Origin of the sequence: Ramlibacter sp. MMS24-I3-19, from assembly GCF_050320135.1 — a bacterium.
Classification (GTDB): Bacteria; Pseudomonadota; Gammaproteobacteria; order Burkholderiales; family Burkholderiaceae_C; genus Ramlibacter.
In genome coordinates this window covers 3736203-3747810 of the sequence record NZ_CP190017.1, presented here as the reverse complement: position 1 = coordinate 3747810, position 11608 = coordinate 3736203, and the positions used below count along the sequence as shown (strand labels likewise).

At 69.6% G+C, this 11608-nt stretch carries 13 protein-coding genes and 1 pseudogene; 6 read left to right on the top strand and 8 right to left on the bottom strand.

The window, feature by feature from the left end; translation table 11 throughout:
• Positions 1-33: 33 nt before the first annotated feature.
• Positions 34-372 (bottom strand): GIY-YIG nuclease family protein, encoded by a 339-nt coding sequence (locus ACPWT1_RS18645; RefSeq protein WP_427912623.1) that lies wholly within the window; start codon positions 370-372, stop codon positions 34-36.
• Between the two features lie 188 nt (positions 373-560).
• Between ACPWT1_RS18645 and ACPWT1_RS18640 the strand changes: the two genes are divergently transcribed.
• Complete coding sequence (locus ACPWT1_RS18640) at positions 561-1493, top strand: VTT domain-containing protein (RefSeq protein WP_427912622.1); 933 nt, start codon at positions 561-563, stop codon at positions 1491-1493.
• Between the two features lie 6 nt (positions 1494-1499).
• On the opposite strand, the gene ACPWT1_RS18635 is transcribed toward ACPWT1_RS18640, so the two are convergent.
• The 6 genes from ACPWT1_RS18635 to ACPWT1_RS18610 form a co-directional block, all read right to left on the bottom strand.
• Complete coding sequence (locus ACPWT1_RS18635) at positions 1500-2687, bottom strand: MFS transporter (protein ID WP_427912621.1); 1188 nt, start codon at positions 2685-2687, stop codon at positions 1500-1502.
• Between the two features lie 50 nt (positions 2688-2737).
• Positions 2738-3430, bottom strand: coding sequence for an aquaporin (locus ACPWT1_RS18630; RefSeq protein WP_427912620.1), 693 nt, complete (start codon positions 3428-3430; stop codon positions 2738-2740).
• 13 nt (positions 3431-3443) lie between these two features.
• Positions 3444-3917, bottom strand: a complete 474-nt coding sequence (locus ACPWT1_RS18625) for an ArsI/CadI family heavy metal resistance metalloenzyme (RefSeq protein ID WP_427912619.1) — start codon at positions 3915-3917, stop codon at positions 3444-3446.
• A 19-nt stretch (positions 3918-3936) separates the two neighbouring features.
• The gene (locus ACPWT1_RS18620; protein WP_427912618.1) at positions 3937-4263 is read right to left on the bottom strand and encodes an ArsR/SmtB family transcription factor; all 327 of its coding nucleotides are present in this window, start codon (positions 4261-4263) and stop codon (positions 3937-3939) included.
• A 98-nt stretch (positions 4264-4361) separates the two neighbouring features.
• A complete protein-coding gene (locus tag ACPWT1_RS18615) occupies positions 4362-5300 on the bottom strand; it encodes a YihY/virulence factor BrkB family protein (RefSeq protein WP_427912617.1) in 939 nt (312 codons plus the stop codon).
• Between the two features lie 199 nt (positions 5301-5499).
• Positions 5500-6237, bottom strand: coding sequence for a dienelactone hydrolase family protein (locus ACPWT1_RS18610; protein ID WP_427912616.1), 738 nt, complete (start codon positions 6235-6237; stop codon positions 5500-5502).
• Between the two features lie 166 nt (positions 6238-6403).
• Here ACPWT1_RS18610 and ACPWT1_RS18605 point away from each other — a divergent pair, with 166 nt between their 5' ends.
• From ACPWT1_RS18605 to ACPWT1_RS18585, 5 genes and pseudogenes are all read left to right on the top strand, one after another.
• Positions 6404-6829 carry a YsnF/AvaK domain-containing protein gene (locus ACPWT1_RS18605; RefSeq protein ID WP_427912615.1) on the top strand — a complete coding sequence of 142 codons (426 nt, stop codon included), beginning with the start codon at positions 6404-6406 and terminating at the stop codon, positions 6827-6829.
• A 27-nt stretch (positions 6830-6856) separates the two neighbouring features.
• Positions 6857-7798, top strand: coding sequence for a YsnF/AvaK domain-containing protein (locus tag ACPWT1_RS18600; protein ID WP_427912614.1), 942 nt, complete (start codon positions 6857-6859; stop codon positions 7796-7798).
• A gap of 108 nt (positions 7799-7906) precedes the next feature.
• Entirely contained in the window at positions 7907-8653 is a 747-nt protein-coding gene (locus ACPWT1_RS18595; RefSeq protein ID WP_427912613.1) for a hypothetical protein, read from the top strand.
• Positions 8654-8876: 223 nt separating this feature from the next.
• A complete protein-coding gene (locus ACPWT1_RS18590) occupies positions 8877-9521 on the top strand; it encodes a hypothetical protein (protein ID WP_427912612.1) in 645 nt (214 codons plus the stop codon).
• A 186-nt stretch (positions 9522-9707) separates the two neighbouring features.
• Positions 9708-10903 (top strand): annotated as a pseudogene (locus tag ACPWT1_RS18585) (PLP-dependent aminotransferase family protein).
• A 236-nt stretch (positions 10904-11139) separates the two neighbouring features.
• Here ACPWT1_RS18585 and ACPWT1_RS18580 read toward each other — a convergent pair.
• A complete protein-coding gene (locus ACPWT1_RS18580; protein ID WP_427912611.1) occupies positions 11140-11517 on the bottom strand; it encodes a cupin domain-containing protein in 378 nt (125 codons plus the stop codon).
• Positions 11518-11608: the final 91 nt, after the last annotated feature.

Genomic DNA, 11608 nt, shown 5'->3' with positions numbered 1-11608 from the left:
TCCCGCGGAGGCGGGAATCCAAGGCTTCCGCCTTCAACGGCAGATCTCATCGAACAGATCCATCCACTCCGGGTTGCGTTCGCTGACCAGCCGCAGCTTCCACAACCGATCCCACTTCTTCAGTCGCTTCTCCCGCGTGATCGCCGCGGCCATCCCGTCGTGCATCTCGTACCAGACGAGCCGGCTCACGTCGTGCGTGCTCGTGAATCCGGGAACGAGGTGTTGGCGGTGCTGCCAGACCCGTTGTGCGAGGTTCGACGTCACGCCGATGTACAAGGTGCCCCATTTGCGGCTGGCCAGCATGTAGACGGCGGGTTGGAAGTGGTGCACGCGGGCACGGTAGTGGTACGGCGTGCCGTGTGCGTCCGCCAAGCCGGGGACTCGGACGCCCTAGGTCCCCGCCCCGCGGGGACGACTCCATTGTTGTCATTCCCGCGGAGGCGGGAATCCAAGGCTTTCACGCGCCCCTCACCGCCGGCTTCTGACACTGGGCGCGGCCGCCGCCTCACACGGCGCCAGGACAACCGGCAGCAGAATCGACTTCTGCTGCGAGAGCAACCGTGGATGACATCGTCGCGCTCCTCATCAACCACGGTCCGTTGGTCGTGTTCGCGCTCACGCTGCTGTCGCGTGCCGGGGCGCCGTTTCCGGCCGGGCCCGTGCTCGTCGTCGCCGGCGCGCTCGGCGCATTGGGACAGCTCTCGCTGCCGATCACGGCAGTGCTCTCGCTGCTGGCCAACGTGCTCGGCGATGCGCTCTGGTTCGTCGGTGGTCGCCGATACGGCTATCGCGTCCTGCGCATGCTGTGCCGCGTCTCGCTGTCGCCCGACACCTGCGTGCGGCAGAGCGAAGGCATGTTCGAACGCTGGGCCGGCTGGTCGCTGGTTGCGGCCAAGTTCGTCCCTGGCGTGTCCGTCGTGGCCGCACCGATGGCCGGGGCGCTGAAGATGTCGTGGCGACGCTTCGTCGCCTGGGACCTGGCCGGCGCCGCGGCATGGACGGCGGTGTACCTGGTCCTCGGCTATGCGCTGCGCACGCAGGTGCGCGAGGTGCTCGCGGCGATGGCGGACATGGGCACCAAGGCGGCGGTCGCGCTGGGCGTGCTCCTGCTGCTTGCGCTCGCGCTGCGCCTGGTGCGGCGCTTGCGCTCGGGCAGTGGCCCCGCCATCGAGCGCATCACGCCGCAGCAGTTGCACACCCTGATCAGCGGCGGCATGTCGCCGGTGATCTTCGACGTGCGCGCGCCGGTCGCGCGCGAGGCGAGCGGCATGGTGCCGGGTGCGATCGCGATCGGGCTGGACGAGATCGCGACCCGCGCCCGCCAGCTGCCCAGCGACGCGCACGTGGTCGTCTACTGCAACTGCCCCAATGACGTCTCGGCGGTGAAGGCGGCGGGCCTGCTCGTGAAGCTGGGCAACCACGTGCAGGTGCTGCGTGGCGGGCACGACGCGTGGCTGGCGCTGGAGGGCGACAAGGACCTCGCCGCGGCATGAAGCGCGTCAGGCGCTGGCGTCGCCCGCTGCAACGCTGCGGGGCTCTTCGCGCACCGGTCGCAGCGCCAGCAACGCGACCAGCGCCGCCAGACTGAGCGCGGCCGAGACCACCAGCGAGCCCGCGCCCCAGCGGTCCAGCGCGACGCCGAACAGCCAGGGCGCCAGGGCCTGCGCGATGCGGGCCGACACCGTCAGCACGCCTTGCCGCTGGCCGTAGCCCGCGGGTCCGAACAGCACCAGGGGCAGCGTGCCCTTGGCGATGGTGAGGATGCCGTTGCCCGCGCCGTGCAGCACGCCGAAGACCGGCGCCGCGATCGGCCCGGCGATGAACAGGGCCGCGACGCCCAGTGGATGCAGCACCGATGCGAGCCGTGCCGACAGCAGCGGGTGCACCCGGCTCAGCACGCCGTAGTCGAACAGCCGCGCCGCCACTTGCGCCGGGCCGAGCAGCGTGCCGACGAAGATCGCCGCGGCGGTCGTCGTGCCGGCGGCTTCCAGCACGCGGGGCAGGTGCGCGGCCATCGCGGTGCTGACGAACCACGTGACCGCGAAGACGAATGACAGCAGCAGCGCCGACGTCGTCGGGACGGGCGCCGCGGCTTCGATGGGCCTGGCAGGGTCGATCGCAACCGGCTGCGCGCGTGGCAGCGACAGGTTGAGCGGCAGGCCGACCAGCAGATGCAGCGCGGCCCACGCGAAGCAGGCCGTGCGCCAGTCGTACTGGGCGAGCAGCCACGACGAGAGCGGCCAGCCCACCGTGCTGGCCAGGCCGCCGAGCAGCGTGACACCGGTGATCGAGCCGCGCGCGTCGCGTCCTTGCAGCCGCACGAGCGCAGCGAACGCGCCTTCGTAGAGGCCGCTGCCCATGCCGACGCCCAGCACCAGCCAGCCGATGACGAGCAGCACGGGTCCGTGCGCCAGTCCCATGACGGCAAGGCCCAGCGCGAAGACGAGGCTGGTGGCCGACAGCACGGGGCGTCCACCCCAGCGGTCGATGGCCTGGCCGGCGTGGGGACCGAGCAGCGCGGACACGACCAGCGCCGCCGAGAACGCGGCGAACACGGCAGGCACGGACAGGCCGAGCTCGTGCGCCATGGGCGCCGCAAGGATCGCAGGCAGGTAGTAGGTGGAAGCCCAGCCGAGGGTCTGCGCCGTGCCGAGCGCGGCGACGGTGCGGGCGCGGGAGGAGGGCATCAGGCGGGGCTCATGTGATGTGTCACCGGCCCCGATCTTGTCATGCCGGGCTAGGCCTCGCCCCCCGGCATTTCCTGCGGGCTGGTGCGATCGCCGGCCGGACCGAGCGCCACGTGGAGCGCCACGCCGCCTGCGGCTCCCGCGAGCTGCGCGATGACGAATCCCGGCACGCTGGCCGGCGCGATGCCCGCGAAGCTGTCGCTCAGCATGCGGCCGAAGGCCGCGGCCGGATTGGCGAACGACGTCGAGGCCGTGAACCAGTACGCCGCGCCGATGTAGCAGGCGACCATCGCTGCTGCCCGCGCCTGCGACGCCCGCAGCACGACCAGCAGCAGCCCCGCCGTCGCCACCGCCTCGGCGATCCACTGGCCTGGTCCCGGGCGAACCTTGGTCGACAGCTGCAGGATCGGCAGGTCGAACATCGCGTGGGCCAGCCAGGCGCCGACGGCCGCGCCGGCAAGCTGCACGGCGATGTAGGCCGGCAGTACGGCCCACACGAGATTGCCGCGTGCTGCCATCACCAGCGACACCGCGGGATTGAAGTGGGCGCCGCTGACCGGGCCGAACAGCTCGATCAGGACATAAAGGCCAGCGACAGTGGCGAGCGTGTTGGCCAGCAGAGCGATCGCGACGTTGCCCGCCGCGAGGCGCTCGCCCATGATTCCGGAGCCGACGACGACGGCCAGCAGCAGCGCCGTGCCGAGGAATTCCGCCAGCAGGCGCTGGGTGGGCTTGGCGCGCATCCGTGCGGCAGGCTCAGCAGCAGCTGAAGGCCTTGACCGGCACCCCGACCGGCTTGCCGCGCGGCGTGCAGCAGGCGGCCGCCGGGCTCACTGCCGGCTTCTCCGTCGCGCCGTTGAACGTCGGGATGCTGTGCAGCGTGTGGAACTGCTCCCAGGCGACGCCTTGCGGGTCGGTCACCCAGTGCTTCTCGCTGCGCGCATAGCAGCAGCTGGTCTCGCCTTCGTCGATGGCCAGCAGGTCGGCTGCCTCGGCCCGCGACCTGAGCTCGCCGAGTTCTTCCGCCGTGTCGGTCTGGAAGCCGAGGTGGTCGACGCCGACGTGGCCGTTGCCACGGGTGGAGATCGCGAAATTCAGGCGCGGGTCCTCCAGCATCCACTTGGCGTAATCGGATTCCACCCGCGCCGGTTCGGCCCCGAACAGCTTCGAATAGAAGGCGATGCTTGCCTGGAGGTCGTGCACGTGGGTGTGGACGTGGAATCGCTTCATGGTCGGCTCCTTGGGTGGGTCAGCAGGTCGTGCAGGTGCCGGATGGCGTGACCGCGCAAGCGGCGCCCTCGCAGCAGTTCTCGGTGAGGTAGCCGAGCAGCGCGTTCATCTGCCCGAACTCGGCGCGGTAGATCAGGTTGCGGCTGGAGCGCTCCACGCTCACCAGCCCCGCGTGCACCAGTTCCTTGAGGTGGAACGACAGCGCGCTCGCGGAGATCCCCAGTCCCTCCGCCATGGTGCCGGGCGTCAGCCCCTGCGGCCCGGTGACCACGAGCGCGCGGAACAGCCGCAGCCGCACTGGCTGGGCGAGCGCGGCAAGTGCCTTGACGGCCTGGGTTTCTTCCATGATTCAAGAATACTTGAATCATGGAAATGTGGCAAGTGAAGGGGTCGAGCTGCACGGAGGGCAGCGGCCGGGACGAGCTCAGCCGAACCCGACCGGGCCTACGCCCCTTCGCTCGACTGTGCCGAGGGCTTCCTCAGCGGCGCACGCCGCGTCGGGTTCTCCTGGTGCACCACGCGGGCCTGGTCGGGCGGGCGGTCGGCGTCGGCGTACGCCTTGGTGAACTCGGCGCCCAGCAGGAAGATCTGCGAGGCGTAGTAGACCCAGGCCAGCAGCACCACGATGGCGCCGGCGGCCTGGAACGACTCGCTCATGCCGCTCTTGCCGATGTACAGGCTGATGAGGATCTTGCCCACCTCGAACAGCACGGCCGTGACGAACGCGCCGATCCACACATCGCGCCATGCCACCGTGGTCGACGGCATGAAGCGGTAGATCAATGCGAACAGCAGCGTGAACAGGCTCAGCGAGATGAACAGGTTGATGATGTAGAGCAGCACGTTCCAGCCCGGCATCAGTCCACCGGCGAAGTTGCCCAGGGCCGCGAGCCCGGCGCTGACCACCAGCGAGACCATCAGCAGGAACGCGACTCCCAGCACCAGCCCGAACGACAGCAACCGCTCGCGCAGCAGGCCCCAGACGCCCGACGGCTTGGCGGACTCGGGCACCTTCCAGATGCGGTCCAGCGCGCTCTGCAGTTCGTTGAACACCGTCGTCGCACCGACGATCAGCACGATGACGCTGATCAGTCCAGCAATGAGGCCCTTGTTCTTGTCGCTGGCCGCCGCGATCAGGCCCTCCACCATCTTGGCCCCCTGCGGGCCGACGATGCCCGAGATCTGCGCCGAGATGAGGCCTTGGACGGCCTCATGCCCGAACACCGCGCCGGCCACCGCGATGACGATCACCAGCAGCGGCGCGAGCGAGAACACCGTGTAGTACGAGATCGCCGCACCCATGCTGGGCGCGTAATCGTTGGACCAGGACTTCACGGCCTGGATGAGGAGATGCGGGAATTTCTTCGGCAGATGCAGGGCCATGGTGCGCCCGAGGTTCACGCATGGCGGGGGTGGAGAGCGTCGGACGGAGGCTGATTTCCGGGGGGCGGGGGCTGATGGGTTGGCGGCCGTCCTGTGTCATTCCCGCGAAGGCGGAAATCCAGGGCTTCCGCGGTTGGCGTTAGAGATGGAAGCCTTGGGTCCCCGCCTCCGCGGGGACGACACGATCAAGTGCAGGAGCTCAGCGCGTCTTCAGGTTCCTCTCGAACAGCGCGAACAGCCGCTCCCAGTGCCTTTCGGCCGCGGGCTTGTCGTAGATGCCCTTGCGCTGCGGGAACGTGAAGCCGTGCTCCACGCCCGGGTACATCTCCAGCCGGTACCTGGTGCCGGCGGCATCGAGCGCCGCCTTCAACGCGGCGACCGTCTCCGGCGGGCACCACTTGTCGATCTCGGCGCAGCCCACGTAGGTCTCGCAGCGGATGTGCGGGGCCATCTTGTCGGGCGAGTCCTCGCGCCCCGTCACCATGTTGGCCGGGTGCAGGGCCGCGATGGCGTTGATGCGATCGGGGAAGTGCGCGGCCGCCGCGAACACGAAGGGGCCGCTCATGCAGTACCCCACCGCGCCGATGCGCGACTTGTCGGCAGCGGGCTGCTGGCCCACCCAGCGCAGCATGGCCTGCGTGTCGAGCACCACCATCGCGTTGGTGAGGCTGTGCATCAACTCGAACATCGGCTTCATGCCCTCAGGCGTGCGCTCCTTCAGCTCGAACTCGCGCACGCGGCGGTAGTACAGGTTGGGCAGCACCACGAAGTAGCCCACCGCCGCCAGGCGCCGCGCCATGTCGTGCAGTTCCTCGCGCTTGCCGGGGGCGTCCATGTAGAACAGCACCACCGGGTGCGGGCCGCCTTCCTCCGGATGCACGACGAAGCTGTTCATCGCGCCGTGCGCGGTGTGGATGTCCAGGTGGTGTTCGACCATGCGCGTTCTCCTGTGGGACCAGCATTGCATGACGGCCGAGGACAGCTAGACAGGAGAAACACGGAGGGTAGTCCGCAACCGACCGGTCGGACACGAAACCGGACGACAGCATTTGCGCGACCGCTGCGAAGAATGGGCCGCTTCCCGTTGCCAATGAGAGGGCGCCATGGCCACCGTGAACGATGCAGAGCTTGTCATTCCCGTCATCGAGGAACGGCTCGACGTGCATCGTGAAGTGGTGGACACGGGCCGCACCCTGCGCCTGCGCAAGCAGGTGGAGGACGTGCAGTCCGACGTGCGCGTCCCCGTGGCGACCGAGGTCGTCGACATCCAGCGCGTGCCCGTCGGGCGCGTGGTGGAGGAGGCGCCCGCGGTGCGTCACGAGGGCAACGTGATCGTGGTGCCGGTGGTCGAGGAACGGCTTGTCACGCGCAAGGAACTGGTGCTGGTGGAGGAAATCCGCCTCACCCGCCGGCGCGAGATGACGGAGGCCGACGTCGAGCCTGTGCTGCTGCGGCGCGAGCGCGTGGTGGCGGAGCGATTCGACCCCGAGACCGGCGAGTGGCGGCCCGACCCGGGCACGCCAGAGTGACCTTCAACCTCCCAGGAAGCAGTAACCATGCAGACAGTGATTGGCGCATTCGATTCACAGGCCCAGGCCCAGCAGGCGAAGGAGCGCCTGATCCGCGACGGCTTCGGGCGTGACGACGTGGGCATCGAGCCCGGCGACCCGACCCCGAAGCCGCTGGCCGGCACGGCGCGTGACGGTGACATGGACCGCCATGAACCGCAGGGCAGGATCGGCCATTTCTTCGCCGAGCTGTTCGGCACCAGCGACCTGCACCGGCACCACTCCGAGACCTACCAGGAAGCGGTGCGCCGCGGCAGCTATGTCGTGGTGGTGGACGCGCAGGACGACGCGCAGGCCGAGAAGGCTGCGACGTGCCTGCACGAGGCCGGCGCGATCAACGTCGACGAGCGCGTGCAGCAGTGGCGCAAGGAAGGCTGGACCGGCGGGCAGCCGATGCAGGGACAAGCGGTGCAGGGCCAGACGCAGGCCCGCGGCGGCACGCAGCAGCTGGGCGAGGAGGGCAAGCTCGACGTCGTCGAGGAGCAGTTGCACGTCGGCAAGCGGTCATTCGAGAACGGTGGCATCCGCGTCGTGCAGCGCATCACCGAGAAGCCGGTGCGCGAAGTCGTCCGGCTGCGCGAGGAGCACGCCGTGGTCGAGCGGCGGCCGGTCGACCGCCCCGTGCAGCCCGGGGAGCTGGAAGCCTTCCGCGAAGGCACGCTGGAAGTGCGCGAGACCGCCGAGGAGCCCGTCGTCGCCAAGACGGCCCGCGTGGTCGAGGAAGTGCGCGTGGGCAAGGAAGTGAAGGAGCGCGAGCAGGTGGTCGAGGACAAGGTGCGCCGCAAGGACGTGGATGTGCAGCGCATGGGTGGCGAGCGCGAGCGTGCGGTGGCCTCCGACACGCGCGACCCGCTGGCGAACTCGCGCGAGCCCGACGCTGACCGTCCACTGACCGGCACCCGGCCTCGCAAGAACGATCCGCTGGCGTGACGGCCCGGCGGTAGGCCGCGACCTACACGGGCTGCCCCGGCAGGACGACTGCCAGCCGGGGCAGCCCGTCTTTCAATGGAGAGAACCCCGCCAGACAAGGAGCTCTCCATGCACACCGCCCTTTGCGCCTTCGATGACCACGCCGCGGCCGAGCGTGCCCGCGACCGCCTGCTGCAGGCCGGCTTCGACCGCAGCGACGTCCACCTGCAGCACCGCGGCACGCAGGGCACCTACGACCCCGACGGCGAGACGCGCAGCGACATGCTGCGGCACCGCGGCGGTGTCGAGCACGAGGTCGCGCTGTCGCCGGACGTGGTGGAGCGCGTCACGCATTTCTTCGGCCACCTGTTCGGTCGCGACAACCCGCACCGCGGCATGTGGGACGACCACGTGCATGGCGGCCGCACGGTCGTGGTCGTCGACACCCGCGACGAGGTCGAGGCCGAGCGCGCCCGCGCCGTGCTGGCCGAGATGCAGGGCAGCGACGTCACGCGCGTGCACCGGCCCGAGCAGCAGCCGCTGCGTGACATCGTGGCCGGCTCGCCGGTGTCGGGCGCCGCGCCGCTGTCCACCGAGCCGATGGCCCGCCCGGGCGCCGGCCTGGCGGCGGATGCGACCTCGCGCGTGCAGTCGGTGGAGACCGGCCTGCCGCGCCGCGACACGGAATGGACCGACCGCCGAGTGACGTCCACGCCGGCCGAACGCGCCGTGGCCAGCGGTGAGCAGCGCCCGCTGGACCTGGGCCGCACCGACCAGGACACCGACAAGGTTGGCCTGCGGTACGCCGACAAGGACGACGCCGAGAAGCCGGCCGTGAGCCGCGACGGGTTGGGGCGCACGCGCGACGGGGAGTAGCCTCGCAAGCAATGTGTCATGCCGGGGTCGACCCGGCATCCAGCGGCCCAAGCGAGAAGGTGTCGTGCCGGGCTTGACCCGGCATCCAGCAGCGGTGCTCGATCAGTCGCCGTCGCTGGATTGCGGGTCAAGCCCGCAATGACAGCAATGGCGGTCTTGGTGCCTCTCGCCCAGGAGAGGGCCGGGGTGCGGGCACGCCCCCGAGCCTTGCTAGCATCCCCGGATGTCCGTCCGTCCCGAGGACTACCTCCCGTTCTCCCAGATCTGCCGCGGCCTGCCGCACCTGCGCCCGCGCATCACGCAGGCCGCCCTGCGTGACCTCCACGAGCGCGCCGACGCCGAGGCCCTGATCGGCCACCTGCGCGTCCCGCACGCCGACCTGGCCGAGCTCTTCATCCCCATCGTCCGCGACGGCTTCAATGCCGTCGCCGTCTCGCCGCTCGGCGCCGAGCTGCTGGTGCGGCTGTACTGCGCCGGCGTGCTGGACACTGGCGGCAAGGTGCCCGGCACGCCGACGTCCGAGCTCTGCGCATATCTCCGCGGCGAGGGCCCTTGGCTCGACCCGGCGCGCACCCGCGCAGAGACGCGGGCCGCCTACGAGGCTCGCATCGCCGACCCGCTGTGCCTGCACGAGGGCGAGTTCACCACACGCCTGCTCGACGACGTCTTCCGCCGCCACCGTGGCCGCGGCGAGGGCACGCTGGTGGTGGGCGGCCTGCAGGTGACGCGCACGGTGTCGAAGCAGGTGGTGGCCGACGGCTCGATGCTGTTCGGCCTGCAGTTCCGCTGGATCGGCGAGGGCGGCGAGATCCGCGAGCTGGCGGTCACGAGCCGGCACGCGGGGATCTGGAGCCAGCCGGGGCACTGACCACACTTGTGTCGTCCCCGCGAAGGCGGGGACCCAAGGCGCCCATCTCGATACTGCACAGAACGCGTTGGACGCCCTGGATTCCCGCCTCCGCGGGAATGACACAGTGGGGTGCTCATTCCCCTCGAAAGGCTGCCCCGACGTTCGCGCCACAATCCCTGATCTCACTCGAGCCACCCCATGCCCCTGCAATTCGCCTCCCGCCTCGACAACGTCGAAACCTCCGCCATCCGCGAGCTGTTCAAGCTGCTGGGCAAGCCCGGCATCATTTCCTTCGCGGGCGGCTTCCCCGACAGCGCCATGTTCGACGTCGACGGCCTGCGCGAGGCCAGCCAGAAGGCGCTGGCCGAGGAGCCCGGCGGCGCGCTGCAGTACGGCGCCACCGAGGGCTACGAGCCGCTGCGCGCCCAGCTCGCCGCATTCGAGAAGAGCAAGGCCGTGCAGGACATCGAGCCGAACCAGCTGATCGTCACCACCGGGAGCCAGCAGGCGCTGGACCTGCTGGGCAAGACCATGGTCAGCCCCGGCGACAAGGTGATCGTCGAGGGCCCGACCTTCCTGGCCACCATCCAGTGCTTCCGCCTGTATGGCGCCGACGTGCAGTCGTGCCCGATCGATGCCGACGGCGTGCAGGTCGACAAGCTCGAAGCCCTCATCAAGGAGCACAAGCCCAAGTTCGTCTACCTGATCCCCACCTTCGGCAACCCCAGTGGCGCGCTGCTGTCGCTGGAGCGGCGCAAGCGCGTGCTGGAACTCGCGGTGAAGTACCAGGTGCTGGTGATCGAGGACGACCCGTACGGCGACCTGTACTTCACCAAGAACTCGCCGCCGCCTTCGCTGCTGGCCCTGAGCAAGGACGTGCCCGGCTCGCGCGAGTGGCTGGCGCATTGCGGCAGCATGAGCAAGGTGCTGTCCCCGGCCTGCGCGTGGGCTGGCTGGTGGCGCAGCCGGAGCTGCTGGCCAAGGCCACGATGTGCAAGCAGTTCAGCGATGCGCACACGAGCACGTTCGCGCAGGCGACGGCGGCGCAGTACCTGAAGTCCGGCCGGATGCCGGCGACGCTGGCGAACGTGCGCAAGGTCTATGCGGAGCGGGCGCAGGCGATGGGGGAGGCGCTGAAGAAGGAACTGGGCGACGCGGTGACGTTCACGCAGCCGCAGGGCGGGTTGTTCTTCTGGGCGCGGCTGACGGGGGCGGGCGGGAAGATCAAGGATGCGAGCGAATTCGCGAAGCGGGCGATCGAGAACAACGTGGCGTTCGTGCCGGGGGCGCCGTTCTTTGCCAAGGAGCCGGATCGATCGGCGTTCCGGCTGTCGTTTGCGACGGCCGACGTCGGGAAGATTCGGGAAGGGATGCAGAGGCTGGGGCGCTCTGTTGGCTAGCGTCTCAACAGTCGAAGGCATGATGCGCGTGGACATCACGGCGTCATGAGGAAGCGCGCCACTCAGCGCCGCATGCCCGAAGAGCCTGTTGGCGGCGCAGCGCCTGGCCGACGGCAAGAACTGGCAGCTGGGGACGTTCGAGCGAAGGCGGGTGCGCGGCCCGCTTCAGCGAGCACTTCGGACTGACGCCCCTCAATGCCGCGGCTTGCACACGCGCGGCCTTTCAGGAGGAGGCCTCAGGCTGGCTTCGCGTAAACGTCCGCGCTCATCACTTCGAGGCCGACGAACGTCTCGTTGCCTTCCACCCAGGCATCGTGACCGGGCGGGATGGTGTACGACTCGCCCGCGCTGATCGTCTTCTCGGAGCCGTCGGTCATGCGGACGCGGAGCCGGCCTGAGACGGCGTGCCCCACGTGCGAGAGCTGGCACGACTCGGTCTTCACCACCGGCTTGATGCATTCGGACCAGCGCCACCCCGGTTGGAAGTTGAACCTGCCGATCGTGTAGCCCTCCAGCTTCACGACCTCGACTCTGGTCTTCGCCGGCGTGCGGACCTCGTCGGGGGAGCCGTGGGACTTGACTTGGAACGTGCTCACCGAAACAGGTGTCGTCATGTGTGCCTCCTGTGTCCAAGGCCGCAATCCGTTTGCGGCAACGCGCCGTGCAGGCAGGTGCCGGCCGGCCGCTTCACTATAGGAAGCACCC